The following is a 16904-nucleotide window of genomic DNA, read 5'->3' on the forward strand; positions in this document are numbered from 1 at the left end:
ACCACAGTGTTTATAGATAGGCACGGACAACCCTCTAATTGCAACCTTGTGTCCAACCATCATTATCAATCTGTGGGTAAAACCCCAAGCAATAACAATAGGATACTCGATAGAATTTGTTTGAATAAAATAGTTTACCTGCTGGAATTGGGCAGCTTTTTCCAATCCTATGCCAGTATCTATATGCATCCTGGAGAAATGAATCTTTAAGTCTTTGCTCACTTCATCTCAGTAACTTTAAACTTTGTTAATTTATGTAAATAACTTTATTCTTTGGCTTTTATTTTAGTAGTTATTATTTAATTTTTAATATAGGAAGCTCGCACTGCTCGAAATAGCAATGCTAAATCATAGGTTAACTCTGTAAGTTTGAATGTTTATACCCAAAATGACCACGTATTTAGATGAAAATGACATTGAGTTCTTGGTAGTCATAGGTCAAATATGTACATAGGATGGCGTTAATATCAACCTTAAAGGGTCAGAAAATATAAGCAACTATTTGAAACAGGCTAATGATTGAATCTGTAGATGAATTGATATTATTTTAAGGAACGCCTGAAGTTCATTATATCGGGTTGATCATCTTGCTGAATAATTTATTATGCGGGTGACATCTAAAAAAAGCGATTCCTATCATGAACATCTCCCAGTATTCAAAAGGCTGTGGTGCACTCGTGGAAGGCGTACAGCTGGCCAATTTATCCGATGCCGAGCTTGGTGATCTACGCCGGGCCTTCGCCGACCATGGTGTGTTGTTTTTTCGTAACCAGTCCCTTTCCCCCGATGATCATCTAACCTTCGCCCACCGCTGGGGTGAAATTGTTATTAATAAGTTTTTCACACACACACAGGAATACCCTGGCATTGCTGAAGTACGTAAGGAAAAAGATCAGGAGACTAATATTGGCGGCGGTTGGCACACAGACCACTCTTATGATCAAAAACCCGCCTTAGGTTCCATCCTTGTAGCCAGGGAGCTACCCAAAACCGGCGGCGATACTCACTTCGCTAATCTGCAAAAAGCTTATGAAAGTTTGTCCGACGGTCTTAAGAAGACGCTGGAAACACTAAGAGCCGTGCATTCTAATGTGCATGTTTATGGTGAAGACGGTTACTACCAGTCGACAGACCTTGCTTCGCAACTTGGCGGCGTTGATGATGTGGGCGAGGCAATACATCCGGTAGTGATACAACACCCTGATACTGGGCGCAAGATTCTCTACGTCAATCCAGGGTTCACCCTTTGCTTTGAGGGGTGGACCCCGGAGGAGAGCAGGCCACTCCTTAACTACCTGTTCGCCCATGTGCTTACCAATGGATTTACCTGTCGGTTTAATTGGGAGCCTGGGTCGGTTGCATTCTGGGATAACCGCTCTACCTGGCATTCCGCGGAAAATGATTATCCAGGCCAGTTCCGCCTGATGCACCGTATCACACTTGCTGGTGGCGCATTACAGGGGGTGTGATATGAGGGTGGGTGTTAAATACACCCACCCTCAGCGAGGGCGCGTGTCGCCAGGCATTGGACGACATGCCCAGGTATAAGCCTACAGATAGGGCTTTAGTTAATGGAGCCCCAGTTCACGTCTATCTGAAAACGCTTCTGCTGTCTTTCTACAGATCTATGGTTCAAAACAGCATCTTAATTGGCATATTGTGCCAATCAAACACATCAGCAAAGTCTTTCTTTTAAGTCTGAGGCCTTAAAAGTTTCTATTCTTGAGAAATAGAATCAGACAACACATTTCTGAAGGCCAATTTCAAACTGCTCAAAGAGTATTGTCATGAAAAAGGTTTTAGTGACCGGCTTTGAACCATTCGGGCATACGCCAATAAATCCTGCAGAGTCGGTAATGCGTGTTTTGGATGGTACCCGTATTGGGAATTCAGATGTATTTGGAATCCTGGTTCCTAGTAGCTTCTTTGAGTGTATTGACGTAGTAACTAGCGCTATAGATGAGCTCCGTCCACAAATAGTGATCATGATGGGTGAATATGGTGGGCGATCGATGGTTACTGTAGAGCGAATTGCTCAAAATTTTAACGATTCTACTCGATATAACCTGAAGGACAATCGTGGCGTAGAGATGCAGGGCGCACCTACGGTTGCCAATGGACCGGTAGCCTATCGTAGTAATCTTCCTCTTAGAGCTATGGTAAGGGCAATGCGTGAAGCTGGAGTGCCTACAGATATTTCGGATAATGCCGCCACTTTTTGCTGTAATCACTTGATGTATGGCGTTTTGCACTTTATTGCCAGCAATCAGCTGGATATACGCGCAGGGTGGATTCACCTTCCGCAATTACCTCAAGTAGCAGCTTTGCCCGAAAACCTTGGTACACCCAGCATGTCCAGAGAGACCTCAGCACTTGGTGTCCATGCTGGAATAGAGGCCGCATTGCTACATACTGAGGATATTGATGTTCCTATTCCATCCAAATTTCAAGTCTAAGATTTACTGAAACTATTAAGAAGGGTTCTGACAATGGAGATTGAATGCCTTTGGGAGTGTAACGATGGATTGGGAGAAACACCCATCTGGCATGCAGAAGATACTTCTATCTACTGGGCGGATCATGTCGGCCCTTCGGTTGATTTAGCTGGGCCTCGGCGGCCATCGATTCGGCGGCTAAACATCTCTACTGGTGAAAGAAAGACCTGGGAAATGCCGGAGCAGGTAGGGTCCTTTGGTTTCCGTAAGGGAAGAGGGTTAGTTGGTGCTGCCAATACTGGGTTTTGCACCATTGACCTCGAAACAGGAGAGTTTGAGACAGTTGTTGATCCGGAACCGAATTTACCCCAAAACCGGTTAAATGATGGAAAAATTGACCGAAGAGGGCGTTTTTGGTGCGGTAGTATGGATACGCAATTGAAAGGTAAAGTCTCTCATTTATATTGTCTTGAGCCTGATTTTAGCGTGCGCAAGGTTGCTAAGGACTTTTCCTTTGTATGTTCCAATGGGATTGCCTTCGATCCGGAGGACACTCGTATGTACTTCGGCGATACCATTGGTGGTATGGTCTATGTATTTGACTTGGATATGGATGAGGGCCATATCAGTAATCGAAGGCCATTCTTTTCAGTTGAAGATCGCAAGCCCGCGATTGTAGATGGCGCAACAGTCGATGCTGAAGGGTACTATTGGTTTGCTTTGAATCTTGGCGGTAAGATTTTAAGGATTGACCCTAAGGGCCGCCTTGACCGTGAGATTGACCTACCGATCCGGAGTCCCACCTGTGTCACATTCGGTGGCGACAATTATGAAACGCTCTACGTTACTTCACAGCAATCATTTGTAACTCCTGAGGAGCTGGCCCGCCACCCGCAGCCAGGTAGTATTTTTGCTATTCATGGCCTTGGTGTTCAGGGGCTCCCGGAGCCAAAATTTGGAGCTTGAAAAGCCCACCAAATAATTTTCTAGATGCATAATCCCCCAAGATTAGGGCACCCAAACCCAGTAAGAATGGGTGTGGGTGCCCGCTTGGTGCTTGTTAGTTACCGTTTAGGTCGTAAACAACAAATTTCTCCCAGGAACCTAATGCTTTGCGATTCGCATTAGCCCGGCCATCTGATTCCGCAACGATATAGTTACCATGTTCCGGGTTGTATAAGGAAATTACGTCACCATTTTGTAAACAGCCCGAATTGTCTGAGTGATTGATCAACTTAAATGTTTCCCAGCTGTACCGAGCGGTTCTATCGACATCTAAAGCACCACTTTGTTGGGCACTGTAATAATAACCATCGGTGCTTTGCAGCCACACTTCATCCCCGTCAATCAGACAACCCTGTTGCAGGCTATTTCCTGTAAGGACAATAGTCTCATGGCTACCAATTACTGAGGCATTGGCGTTGGCTGTTTTTCCATTACCTCCATTACCTGCCGCGCCAAGATACTTCCCATGGGCTCCTTTAAGTGCCACTTTTAAGGATTTAACTGGGGGCTTTCCGACAGCCATATAACCTACAACTGCCTTTATAGTTTCCTCTTTATTACTGTTTGCCTCCTGTACCATCAGGCTCATTTCAAATGTGCCAGTTTTCTTATTTCTGACACGTGTGCTTAGTGTTTCATCCCTGTCACTACCTTGTACTTGGCTGATCAGTAAGTAATCCTGTAAGTCGACCCCGACAGTTTCAAAGTCCGGGGAGCCACTCAAATTATCTTCCAGTGCAACAGCGCCAATATGAAGCTTCAATCCATTGGCAATTGAGTAACTACCAGCCTCCATCACCACATAATGCACCACTTCCGATGTATGGATGCCGTCGTTCCAGGCAAACTCTGCAACACGCACATCGAAGCTGGTTGAAGTGATATTGCGAATCTCAGTTGTTATCGGGTCAGTGCCGGCAATACCAATGACTGAAGCAAACACCACAGGGTTTTCATAACTGAAGTCCAACTCTATAGTGGTCCATTCGTGATTTATTCCGTTAGCCTTATCAGCCTCACCACCAACAAAGCGCCGGTTAGTAAAACGCACTACATCGACCTTTTCACCTTCATGGATCAATTCCATATCTTGTGACTGGTCTTCTACGTTAATCAGATAGCATTCACCGTTATCGGCCTCTGCCATACGTAATATTGTTGGATCAAAACCGTTAAAGCTTACATTTTGATGTAAAAGCACATCGTTTGAACTCTCGCAATTACCATGACCCGTATTAGTTTCTGTGTCTGTTACATTATTGACCTGGAATCCACTCACCGAAGCCATTTCGATAGTAGATGTGTTATTAGCACTGGCCAGTTCCCACATTTCTCTATCAGTCAAATCATCTACGTTTGCTTCCCAGCCAAAACTTAAGGTCTTTCCATCGACCTCTAAAGTTGTCTCCCATACATGGCGGGTCTCTGCCCAGCTCCAGTACCATTTGCTTTTGATCTTGGCTTGCGAAACAGTGAAAATGAAATTACTAAAGCTTTCGTGAGTCTGGGTATTACCAACAACTGTTGCCCAGACTTGTTCATCAGCACTACAGCTGTAAATTTCTACAACCTCCTCATTACGAATAAAGGTTTTGGTATCCAGGCAGTGACGATAAACAGCCACATAACCATCACCCTCACGTGCAAACAGCCAGTTCTGGAAACTGGTTGTTTCATCGAATTGCTCCGTTGGCCAATGCAAATTTACTGGTGCAGTTAGAAAGTCATCTACAGGTAAAAAGTCCGTTGCTCTGTTAACACCATCCATAAAGCGCAGCTCCATCGCAGGTTTATACAAAACCAGGGCTACATTCTCATTTTGCTTTATATAGGGTAAGTGCGTGTTCATTTGCTCCTGGCCACCAGCCTTCCAGCCTCCGTATTCCGCACCTGACCGAGTGTAAACCGGTATAGTACCGGTTGTTGCTATCCAGGGCAGCTGCTGCCAACCTGCATTCCCCGCATGGAAATCCTGGTATGAGGATAATTGCACATTGCCATGGCGATACAGATCCATGGTTTTTTCTGAAATAATTGAGCTTGTGGTGAAAGGTGCACTGGTTTCAGTAAGAAGAACACCTGACATATCGACTACGTCATCTGCCAGGTTAGACTCCACAATCAAATCTTCCAAAAAGAAGTTCAGACCGGCAAGTGGATTCAGGTAATATTCCAGCATCTCATCAATGAGTTCTGGATGGGCATAGGCGCCGGCAGATTGAGAGAAAATCAACTTATCTTGGAGGTCCAACCCAGCCCATACGGTATCAACTTCAGAGATAGGATGGCCTGAAGAATAGCTTATGTTAATCTCACCATTCAGTTTTTCAAGGCGATTATAGGCAACACTGCTTACATCAAGTGTAGTCATGGCAAAAATATCCATATGGGTACTACCCGTAAAATCTTGTGGACCTTTGCCAGTAATCAAAGCGGTATATCGTGCGAACTTATTATTCAAGAAGTTAAGATCTTGGTGAACACCCTCATAGGTCCTTGAATCGACGGCTATAGCAGCACCAAGGTCGTTGGTGACCATAGCGATATCATTAAGAAAAATAAGGGCAACCTGTCCAGCCAGGATTTTAATCTCTGTATCCTGGGCATAGTCGTATAAATTTAATAATGCTGTCAGGGAAAATGGGCTATAGACATTTGAAGTGGACTCATATACTCCAAACTGCTTTTTAACCTCCAGATAACGTACGAGACGCTCCCTTAGTTTTTCGGGCCCGCCACCTATATCCCAACCTTCCATTTCAGATAGTAACCAGCTGGAAGATAGCCACATAAGTACGTGGTTTTCAGAAGTGTAAACTCGCTTTCCTTCAGTATCTTCATCCTGCCAATAAGGTAGTTTGATAATTTCACTCAGGATAATATCATCGTACTCATCACTCTCCGCCAATAGCCTAATATATTCTATCAGGCGCATATCAGGGTTTTTGTAAGCGTGCTTTCCTGGTGTAAAAAGATCGGTCAGCCCCCGAGCCAGAGCCTCTTTATCCAGTGGTAAATCAAAATAAGCCCTGAGTACATAATGATCGTTATTAGGTTCGTCTTTGGCTGAATCAAGAACGCGTTCGATATAAGCCATCTGCCGATCACGAAAGGCATTTAAATATGCAGGATGCGAGGAAGTATCATAGTCTGTAAGGCTCCACTGCCGCGCGCCGTCCTCGGAATTCTGCCCCCCCGTGGTGAACCAGTCCGATATATCGAGATCCAAGCCGAAGTAATTTAATGCCGTGACTGTACCATCAGCAACGCCGTAGAAGAAATTAAGTGAACCTTCAACCACGGTCGTTAGTCCATCGTATATCCATTCACCGGTATCTACAAAGAAACCAATTGCTGCCGTTACACCATCCTCTACCGTTGTAACTATATCCTCAATAACCTCTTCAACTCTCACTTCAACAGTGTCCCAAGTATCAACAACCCAGGTTGTAAATTTGTCCCACAATCCTGCATGGGCGTATGCTGGTAAGATTAGAACAAACATAAGTGCGATACATACACCTATTTTTTTGAGCTTCATGATCAAGTCCTATATTATTTTTTTTGACCAAATAGAAGTAACTCTTTGGAGGAAGAACATATTTTGTTAAAAATTAATCATATAATTTAGGGGGTCCCATAAGTTTCATGTGATGCCGCATATTAAATTATTATTGGCTAAAAGAAATAATGGATGCTGGCTGTTCGAACTTCAAAATTCGTTCAGCAATGTAAGACCTTGTTGTTGATCGGGTCAAACAGAGATGGCGTATAGTGAGAAACTGATCTCACGAAGCTATTAAAAGTTGTTTCTACAGTCTCATGAAATATAGCGTTAACTATTTCGTAATATTTGTGGACTTCTGTGTTGAGAAAATGACTTCGAGGGGCTCGTGCAAAAGGTTTATCTAAATCAACCTAATTAGTAGAGGCATGACTGTCGCAACTAAGATGTGGGGTGCCAAGGTGCTAGTACCTAAATTGGTCTTACTCAAGTACAGTAGATGTACTCAGTAGTATAAGCATGCGAAGTAACCACTGCCCATAAGTTTTTCTCATATTCCGGTTTTGGCGCTTTAATGAAGGGGCGAAATTTATAGTGACTTATAATAAAACCTGGATGTGCAGTAGAGTAGGGTGGTCATTTTATTGAAACTCCTTTTCATACTGATGCCGGAATTACTCAAGGGAATGATATCTGCATGCTCTATCAAGAAGGTTATAAGGGGTTAAATTTAACTAACAGTTCTCAATTTTCCAATCATCAATAATTTGCACATCCTTAATTACAATTTCCGCAGTAGTACGATCGTTGCCTTGCTGATCTTTTCTCATTCGATGCTGCAGCTTTCCTTCTAAATCAATCAGCGAGCCTTTGCGTCCATAATTAAGCAGATATTCAGCCTTGTTTCCATACGCAATACAGCGATGTGTTTCTGTCTTTTCTTGTGCTTTTCCGGATTGGCGGTCAGACCAAGTTTCACTGGTAGTGACATTGAATGCTATTGCAGTTTTTTTTGAGGCGATACTCTCAAAGTCAATTGTTACCCTGCCCATTAAGAAAACTCTATTTTTTGAGCGGCGATGTGCCATAATTTAAGTCCGTGCCAGAATTTTAATTAATAGCTTAAGGTGCAAATAGTAGGAGGCGTATAGCTATTCTGGTGTCGGGTTGTCACTTTTATTAGGCTTTTGTTGCCTGCTGGATTTGCGATCTTCATTGGAGTTCTTTTCAGTGGGAAAATTTTTATTTTTTGAGGGGATATTATTTTTCTCTAAGTTCTTTTTGGGTATATTTTTGTGGTATGACTTTATTATTATCATTTTTGCTCCTGGTAAGAGAGCATGTTGAGTTTTGTGAATAATATAGTGACTTGTTTATTTTTCGGCCTTGTCTGCTGTTGCTTCCTATTTTTGTTCAAATTAATGTTGTTTTCTCAAGGGGATAGTGCAAAAGATAGTTATTTTATATTTACGATTGATGCTGATTGCTGGATCACAGCTTCTTGCATACCTGACGTTATTTTCTTTACGTTGGCAGATTAGAGAATTGAGCAAACTGAGTATTTGCTCTATGCAAAGAATGTATGTAACAGAGACGCAGAAGTTTACTGCAGCGATGGAACCGGCATTTGCAGTAATTGCTAACTAAGTGTCGCTATACGCCAAAAGGGAAAACGCAAATTATGAAGTTAAATGCTAAGTGTACTCAATCTAATGCTGTTCAACCTGTGGCGTTTCAAGGGTATGCGTCAGGTTTAGGCTAAACTACTCTATTTATTGGGCGGCTTTCTGAACTCTGTATAATGATAATATTTTGGCCTACTATCGAAACGAATGTGTAACCATGCAACACCTCCGCCCGCTGTGCTTAACCAAACAGGATTATTCGAAGCTAGCTTTAGACCTAAGCCACCAACTGTACTCCAAAGTTCATGCTGCTGCCTACTGGGTGCTGTATTGGTAAAGGAGGCTAAGTGACAATAATTTACAGCGGTTTCTTGATTTGAAGGCACTACAATAGTGGCATCTTTGCCAAGATTTTGAAACCAAACAACGGACTTTGAAGTATCACGAATATATGCCTCGAAAGGCCTTGAGTTGGGCATTTGATCTAAAGATGGCGCATCTAAAACGACAAACTCAAATATTCCTTGCAGTGATTTCTTGGTAAATCCTGGTGTCTCCCATCTATACGCCTGATATGGAATCGCCTGAAGCGAAGAGATTAAAAAGTTCCTAAATTTCGCATTATCCCGAAGGGACTTCAGCACCTCATAAAATGTAACAGCCTCTCGATTATTATTTATAGTAAAGTGATACCCATTACTTACCTTAGATTTACTTAGGTTCCACATATTACTTACCACTGACCCTACTCACAAAAAGTAAACAAAAATTTACTTGCATTTTACATTGTTCCAGTAATTACCTTTCTTAATCATGAAAAGCCGAATGACCTAAATTGACAGCAGGTGTTGATCTCTTAGCGACACTATACAATGCGATCCAAATGTAAAATCAAATCAGGTTTCACACTTCTTTTGTCTATGGCCATACTGAACTATTTATCCGCAAGGTCAATAAGATGGTCTAAAACTAATATATTTTCAATTACTTTTTCTTTTGCACGAATTTAGCTTTATATCTGTTTTTGTTTTTTATGGTAACTGTCGTATAAGTTTGAGCTAAATTTTCTCAACAGCGTGGCAGCAGTGTGAATTCTGCTTGAGGGCTATCTCACACGTGTTAGTAACAGCTAAATGTCCTAGAACGTCATCAACAGAATAGATAGAGTAAATTATAGGCAATGAGGAGGTTTTTAGTATCAAAGGTTTTTGATATGTGACTTCCATCAAAGCAAAAAGTTACAATCGCATTGACTTTTTTTTTCATGGCGGTACGATCGCCTCATTGCAATGGATTTGAATAAAAATGGATTGCAATTGAATAATAACGGTACTTACAAAACGGAGTACCACAAGGATTGTCTTACAAGGTTGTGTGTGATAGCAGTTTTGGGCTGCTATTAGTTGACTACTGCTTTGTATCTTAGGAGTTTTCGCCTTATGGCAAGAGGCTATTTGAGAAGTTACCCGTTCTCAGTTAGGTTAAGCCCGTCTGCACTCAGTAATTTAGCGATTGTACAGTTGAATTACGCATATACGGGTGTGATGGAAATCACAACTGGAATCATTGATTTATGTGGCGCAGCCGGGACTAACCCGCACTACAATACGAGAACACCTATAAAGCATGATATTTTTCCTCAATTCGTCGGCACTCATAATGTCGCTCCAATTGTACATGGAGGAAGAGGTAGCGGTAATACGAGCCATCAACAGTTAGCTCGTGTCATTATGGCTCAAAACAATCGCTTAGCATCGTCGGAAGATGATTTTTGTGGTTTCACTATTAGGTTCAACGGTAAGCCAAACGCGGATTTTTCAGGGACATCTCGATCCTTGAATATGGGCATCGGATTTTCCAATGGAGAGCTCGAACTCTGCTTGAGAAATGCCATTATGCAAAAAGTTGCTTCCGTAATCCGTTTATACGGGTGGACCAATTTGACTTACGCTCCACCTCGAGCTGACCCTAATGCGGCCAATGCTGCACGAGGCCGCGGGATTCATGCCGCTGGACTGCTTGCCAGTATTCAGCAACTCAACCGCACACCAGCTATTTAACTTGCTCCATTTTGGAAAAAGAGTACGGTTAATATACTGATCACTTAGTTAGTGATAATGCAGATGTAGAAATTTTCTGACAAAACCCTGTTATTGGTAGCGGGTGGTTGGAGCGCCGAACAAGGAATGTTTGGCGATATACCGTCTGTAGATGGCAGGAGCTTGTATTAGTAGCTAATAGCTGAGAAGGCGTGAATTCGATACTATCATCTAAAGCTAAACTAATTACTACTGATTGGCTTGATACCTTCTGCCGAATAAATCACATTGCTTGACCTTGGACTGACAGAACACCTTCTGAAAACTACCAAATGTCAGATCAACTTTGGATTACGACAACTTAGACTGTCATTTAAAATGGAAGCTTGCCGGCAGAGTAGGGCGGCGGTATTACTACCGCACTTCCTTTACTCGTTTAGTTCGTACACTCTCGTGCCGCTCACGCATATCTGAATCAATTTATTTAGACAACCCGAAATTAACCTGAGAGTAAATGTCAATATAGCTCTATGTCAGGGGTATAGTTTTCGGAAGAGGGTTAGCGTTTAGCTCAAAAATAGGCCGTATCCCCGAATTATAGGTAATGGATTCTCCAATCAGATAGGGTTCGGATAGAAGTTATCTACGAAGGTGATGAAGTTATAGGAGACCTGAGGGAGAGCCTGTAAGCTGAATTTTCCAGCGTATAGGTAAAGATTCTCTGGGTACGAGTCATAGACTGTGTGTTGAGTCAAACCTGTGTGAGGAGGAGCACTCGACGATCTGAACACAAACGATGTATTCGAATGTTGTCCTGTCGTTCATTTCGTGCCACATCGGCGATTATTTTCCGAGGTGACCTTGGAATTCAGCCTAGGCGTTACCCTTGTCACTAGAGTCAGCGCAGGGCACGCAAGTAGCCGGATAGTAAACTTCAGCCCCCAAATCACAAAATTGCCAATTCCGGTGAGATTTTTGAATCCAAGATGAGAGGGGTAGCTGACTGGATCAAATCGGCTGCTGGAGCAATCCAGATGCAGGTACCTGGTATATCAGTATCCGCGGTTACTCTGACTACTCTGGCGTTTCTCTGAGTGCTAGTACTGAGTAAATGGGCTAACTCCCACTCGACAGGTTCCTGTGGGGTGGATAGATAGCTGTTCTACTCAAATAATGGCAGTCAGCTTAACTGACTGGCATTTTCATTTAGCACGTTGATCTCCGCAGAATCCTTTCCTAGTGATATCGCCGGCAATATCACCAATTCTGTGATGATCATTTCCACTGTTCGATTAAAGCTCGTTTTATCAGAGTGAATTACCTTCAAGCTCCAGCCTTTTCTTTAAAGCTGATAAATTTTCGAACAGTATTTTGCAGCCTTTCTGTGCACAGTGATTGGAAGGCCCTTAGTTAGCTCTATATTGGTGCAAAGACAGATAAATGAGTTTATTTAGGTGGAAGCTGTCACAAGAATAGAAAGAGGCCGGCAATCACCTAAGAAGGATACATCGGTTGCCACTACTATCCCTGTGGGCAAAATTGAAACACTGGTACTAATTTTGTCTCAATATCCAGCCATGACTTGCTCAGGCATATATCTTGCGTAAACCCTAACGTGCCCTGTCACAACAGGGACATCGGTACTAATGGTTAGGATGTCACACCCCGTCGGCTAAATCATCATGGAGAGATAATAATAATGAAGTCACTGTTGAAAAAATCCACTCTAGCAGGTGTGTTTTCACTTCTATGTACAGGCTCCTTCGCCACTCAAATGGATAACATAAGTAGCTCCCCAACAACTGACCGGATCATTGTGAAATACAAGCAGGATTCCACGATCGGACGGTCAGCGAGCATGAATCAGGAAACTGTGGAGAAAGCCTCTCGCCGTGCAGGCCACAACTTGCGCCACTTGCGGCGCATGGCGACGGGTGCACAAGTCATGCACCTGGGGAGCCGAAAAAGCCAAGCCGAGATCAACCTGATAATCAACCGCCTAAAACAAGACCCCAATATTGAGTACGCTGAGCCCGACTTGATGATGCACCCTATGGCGGTCCCTAATGACCCCAGCTATTACGACCAGTGGCACTACTTTGAAGCTGATGGCGGACTGAATTTGCCCGGAGCCTGGGATATAACTCAAGGGGAGGGCGTGGTAGTAGCAGTTATTGATACCGGTTATCTCGCTCACTCAGACCTCATGGAGAACTTGCTGCCTGGTTACGACATGATTTCGGATTCCGATATCGCTGTAGATGGGGATGGTCGTGATAGTGATGCCAGTGATCCCGGGGATTGGTATACCGATAGTTACTGCGGAAACCCACTGTATCCCGAGTTTGATAGCAGCTGGCATGGCACTCATGTGGCCGGCACCATTGCTGCCGTCACCAACAACAATATGGGTATCGCTGGGATAGCCCATAAAGCAAAAGTGCTCCCCGTTCGAGTACTCGGCCGCTGCGGCGGTTACACTTCTGATATTGCTGATGGCATTGTCTGGAGCGCTGGCGGCTCGGTTAGTGGTGCACCAGCCAATGAAACTCCGGCCCAAGTACTGAACTTGAGCCTGGGGGGCTTTGGCCTCTGTGGAAGCACAACTCAAAGTGCCATTAATACGGCCCGTAGCCTGGGCGCTACCGTTGTTGTCGCGGCGGGTAATTCTGGGCGGAATGCCTTCTGGTTTTCGCCAGCTAACTGTTCAGGAGTTATTACAGTATCCGCAGCCAACCGCTCCGGTGGGCTTGCTTACTACTCCAACTACGGCAATGTGGTCGATGTCGCTGCCCCCGGAGGTGAAACTAATTCGGTGGAATCCGATGGCGTTCTCTCTACATTAAACAGCGGCGCACGGACTCCCGGTAGTGATAGCTTCGCATACTATGCCGGTACCAGCATGGCCGCTCCACATGTTACCGGTACAGCTGCACTTATATATTCAGTCAAGCCCAATGTTACACCAGATGAGGTTGAATCCATTCTCACCAGTACAGCTCGAAGCTTTACGGGCTCTTGTCGGCGTTGTGGATCAGGCATTGTTGATGCGGCGGCAGCCGTTGAGGCTGCTATAGAGGATTGAATTGTAGAAAGGAGTAAGTTTGATAAAAGACCGGCACTTTGCCGGTCTTTTACACTTTTCCACTAAAGGATCTAGCCAAGTACAGGGGTGAGGTTAATATTCATCCTTGTTCCCATGCGGGAAATGGATCATTCAATGTCGCCCAGTATTCTTTGCCTCGTAGCACTTCGTCCTCGCTTAGCAGGCAGTCATCAAGCGCTTTTGTGATGCTGGTTTGATTCAAACTCTGGCCAATAAATACTAGTTCTTGCCGCATATCACCAAAGGGTTCTACCCATTGCTTTTTAATGGAGCTGCGATAATTCTCGTCAGTGGGCCAGTTTTCTTTGGGTATAGCTTTCCAGAACATCCCAGCGAAACCATAGTGGGCAATGCCCCCCGCTTGACTCCATTCGCCTGCAAACTCAGGGCGGGACGCCAGCCAAAAATACCCTTTGGAACGAATTAACTTGCCGTGCCTCTCAGTATTGTGCAGAAATTGATGAAATTTTTCTGGATGGAAGGGGCTACGTGCTTCGTAGCTGAAACTGCTAATGCCATACTCTTCAGTTTCAGGAACATGCTCACCTCGCATCTCTTTAAGCCAACCAGGTGCTTGCTGCGCGCGCTCGAAGTCAAATAAGCCGGTACTTAGAGCCTCGTCAATATTGACTTGCCCTTGAGAGATCGGAACTATTTTTGCCTGCGTATTTAGAGTTCGCAGAATGGCCTCTAGGCGCTCAACATCAGAATGGCCAGCTAAATCCGTTTTACTGATCAGAATGACATCTGCAAACTCGACTTGGTCGATCAGCAAATCAGTTACACTGCGTTCGTCGTCTTCGCCTAATGATTCACCAGCATCCTGTAAAAATACTGCCTCGTCATAGTCCTTTAAAAAATTGACTGCATCGACCACCGTCACCATTGTGTCCAAACTGGCAACATCAGAGAGAGAAACACCATTTTCGTCGGCAAAAGTGAAGGTTTCTGCAACGGGTAAGGGTTCAGAAATCCCTGTTGATTCAATAATGAGATAATCAAACCGTCCTTCCTGCGCAAGCTTAGTGACTTCCTCCAGAAGGTCTTCCCGCAGAGTGCAGCAAATACAGCCATTACTCATTTCAACAAGCTTCTCCTCACTACGGTTAAGAGAAACTTCGCTCTGTACTTTCGTTGAATCAATATTGATTTCACTCATGTCATTGACGATTACAGCAACTTTTTTGCCTTCGCGATTGTTCAGTATGTGGCTAAGTACGGTAGTTTTACCGGCACCTAGAAAACCTGAAAGGACGGTGACTGGGAGTTTGTTTGTATGTGCCATTAGCCTCTCTGCACTCTGAGTATTCATCCATGTGTACTAGGTTAATCAGATGGTGTGCAATGATATATCGTATCCTTAATGGGTCAAGCTATTTCATTTAGATGAGGGCAGGGCGGTAGTATTACCGCTCCTCCTTTACCCGCTTACTCCGCCCACTTTCATGCCGCTCCCGCATGTCGGAATCAATATAGCGATCGGTCGTAGCCATACTTGCATGTCCCGCATCATCGCGCACATGCTCGCGGGGGCGGTACTTCACATCTTCAGAAATACCCGTATGGCGGAGCCAGTGAACAGTAGCTGCCTTGAGATCTTCAGCATCTTCCCCTAAGCCTTCTTCAACCATCCGTTGGTGGGCAGCATCAAAGCAGTTTTGAACAATCAGGCGCACCTGTCGGGTACTGGTAACCGGTCCCTTGCCACGGGACTTGTGCACCAGAGGTGTCTGCTCATTAATGCTGGGCAGAGCAGGGAGCTGCAAATAATTTCTGTAGCGCTTCAAGGCCTTCAACATTTGGTCGCAAACAGTGATCGCCCGGCCTTTGTTACCTTTACCCGTAACGTGAAACCACCAGTTTCCGTCGCGATCTTTCTTGAAATCACCCATAACTGGTGCCGATCTTTCATCCGCAACCAACTCAGAGATTCGCAAATACATAGCGAATAGGGCGTTCATAATGAATAAAGTTCGCTCGTGATCAGTTGGTGATGTCTCGGCCATGATCTCAGCAGTTTCCAGAACATAGTCCCACTGCAAGTTGCTGATTCGGCGCACAACCTGGCTTTGTTGCTCACGTCGAACAAACTTACTTTTCTGGCGAATCAGTGCCACAGGATTGGCTGGAACCAAGCCTTCTTGATAGAGAAAATCGAAGAAGGATGATAATGCAGTAAAGATGCATTTGATCGCTGCCTGGGATGGCCGGAACTCCTTGGGAGAAGCCGTTTTACCAGCACGAAATTCAACTTTGGACACACTGACTACGAATGGCCGCCAATCGGCATTCACAACGCGCTCGCCATTTTGTGTTTTGAATCTGGCAACATTCTTAGTTCCGATCCAGGCAATTGGCGGCTCAATGCAAAACTGCACAAACTCCTCAATGTGTTCGCGCTTCAGAGTCATTATTGAAACTTCTTCAATGCGCCACGCCCATTGCAGCAAGCGCTCAAGTTCACGGCGGTAGCTATTAAACGTTGCCTGGCTACCGTTGTAGCTATAAAGAAACTTAAGCGTGAACTCCAGATCGGTATTAGCACCAGGAATCTGCTTGCTGAGATAACGGCTAGCTGAAAAGCTGGTACAGCGGAATGGATTCTCAAGATTGTTCAGGTTGTCGATGATTGGTGCTGGTGGCCGGTTGGAAGCAGACATAGAAATATGGAGTTGTTGTTGGAATGCGGTGGACTGCCAAGTAAAGTACTTAATCAGTATTCATAAAAAGCCGTTATTAATCAACAATTTATCATAATTTTGGCCAACTAAAGTACTTAATTGCACAAATATTTATCATTACAAATTGAGGCAGAAAAAACTCTGTATATGTAGGGCAGGGCAGGTTCGCTCTGGAAGTCGTGATGCAGCGTACCACACTTGCTGGCGGCGCATTCCAGGCGTGTGATATAAGAAAGAGTGTTAAGTACACTCACTCTCAATGAGAGATGCGGTGTCGCTAGGCCCTGGTCGACATACCGAGATATAAGCCTGCAGATTGTTCTTTAGTTATTGGAGACCAAGTTCACGCCTATCTGAAAAACGCTTCTGCTGTCTTTCTACAGATCTATGGTTCAAAACAGCCTCTTAATTGGCATATTGTGCCAATCAAACACATCAGCAAAGCCGTTCTTTTAAGTCTGAGCCCTCAAAAGTTTCTATTCTTGATTAATAGAGTCAGACAACACAT

11 protein-coding genes are annotated in these 16904 nt (G+C 44.3%); 6 read left to right on the forward strand and 5 right to left on the reverse strand.

Annotation, left to right across the window (positions count from 1 at the left end; genetic code table 11):
• Positions 1–638: 638 nt before the first annotated feature.
• From ACJJJB_RS08055 to ACJJJB_RS08065, 3 genes are all read left to right on the forward strand, one after another.
• Positions 639–1469: a TauD/TfdA dioxygenase family protein gene (locus ACJJJB_RS08055; protein ID WP_282950579.1), complete on the forward strand. Its 831-nt coding sequence runs from the start codon at positions 639–641 to the stop codon at positions 1467–1469.
• A 318-nt stretch (positions 1470–1787) separates the two neighbouring features.
• The gene (gene pcp, locus ACJJJB_RS08060) at positions 1788–2456 is read left to right on the forward strand and encodes a pyroglutamyl-peptidase I (protein WP_020415443.1); all 669 of its coding nucleotides are present in this window, start codon (positions 1788–1790) and stop codon (positions 2454–2456) included.
• 33 nt (positions 2457–2489) lie between these two features.
• Positions 2490–3401, forward strand: a complete 912-nt coding sequence (locus tag ACJJJB_RS08065) for an SMP-30/gluconolactonase/LRE family protein (RefSeq protein WP_020415444.1) — start codon at positions 2490–2492, stop codon at positions 3399–3401.
• A gap of 94 nt (positions 3402–3495) precedes the next feature.
• On the opposite strand, the gene ACJJJB_RS08070 is transcribed toward ACJJJB_RS08065, so the two are convergent.
• Positions 3496–6981, reverse strand: a complete 3486-nt coding sequence (locus ACJJJB_RS08070) for a fascin domain-containing protein (protein WP_445366018.1) — start codon at positions 6979–6981, stop codon at positions 3496–3498.
• A 698-nt stretch (positions 6982–7679) separates the two neighbouring features.
• Positions 7680–8033 (reverse strand): single-stranded DNA-binding protein, encoded by a 354-nt coding sequence (ssb, locus tag ACJJJB_RS08075; RefSeq protein WP_445366019.1) that lies wholly within the window; start codon positions 8031–8033, stop codon positions 7680–7682.
• 355 nt (positions 8034–8388) lie between these two features.
• On the opposite strand from ssb, the gene ACJJJB_RS08080 reads away from it, so the two are divergent.
• Positions 8389–8592: a hypothetical protein gene (locus tag ACJJJB_RS08080; protein ID WP_445366020.1), complete on the forward strand. Its 204-nt coding sequence runs from the start codon at positions 8389–8391 to the stop codon at positions 8590–8592.
• 121 nt (positions 8593–8713) lie between these two features.
• Here ACJJJB_RS08080 and ACJJJB_RS08085 read toward each other — a convergent pair whose 3' ends face one another.
• Positions 8714–9298 carry a DUF6940 family protein gene (locus tag ACJJJB_RS08085; RefSeq protein WP_445366021.1) on the reverse strand — a complete coding sequence of 195 codons (585 nt, stop codon included), beginning with the start codon at positions 9296–9298 and terminating at the stop codon, positions 8714–8716.
• 711 nt (positions 9299–10009) lie between these two features.
• Between ACJJJB_RS08085 and ACJJJB_RS08090 the strand changes: the two genes are divergently transcribed.
• Together ACJJJB_RS08090 and ACJJJB_RS08095 are read left to right on the forward strand one after the other, a co-directional pair.
• Positions 10010–10630, forward strand: a complete 621-nt coding sequence (locus tag ACJJJB_RS08090; protein WP_020415449.1) for a hypothetical protein — start codon at positions 10010–10012, stop codon at positions 10628–10630.
• A gap of 1837 nt (positions 10631–12467) precedes the next feature.
• Positions 12468–13694: a S8 family peptidase gene (locus tag ACJJJB_RS08095; RefSeq protein ID WP_445366022.1), complete on the forward strand. Its 1227-nt coding sequence runs from the start codon at positions 12468–12470 to the stop codon at positions 13692–13694.
• A gap of 100 nt (positions 13695–13794) precedes the next feature.
• Here the strand turns inward: ACJJJB_RS08095 and zigA are convergent, their stop codons facing one another.
• Both zigA and ACJJJB_RS08105 read right to left on the reverse strand, forming a co-directional pair.
• A complete protein-coding gene (gene zigA, locus ACJJJB_RS08100) occupies positions 13795–15000 on the reverse strand; it encodes a zinc metallochaperone GTPase ZigA (protein ID WP_445366023.1) in 1206 nt (401 codons plus the stop codon).
• 121 nt (positions 15001–15121) lie between these two features.
• On the reverse strand, positions 15122–16375 hold the full coding sequence (locus ACJJJB_RS08105; RefSeq protein ID WP_445366024.1) for a tyrosine-type recombinase/integrase: 1254 nt from the start codon (positions 16373–16375) through the stop codon (positions 15122–15124).
• Positions 16376–16904 lie beyond the last annotated feature (529 nt).

This window comes from Microbulbifer variabilis (genome assembly GCF_052468405.1).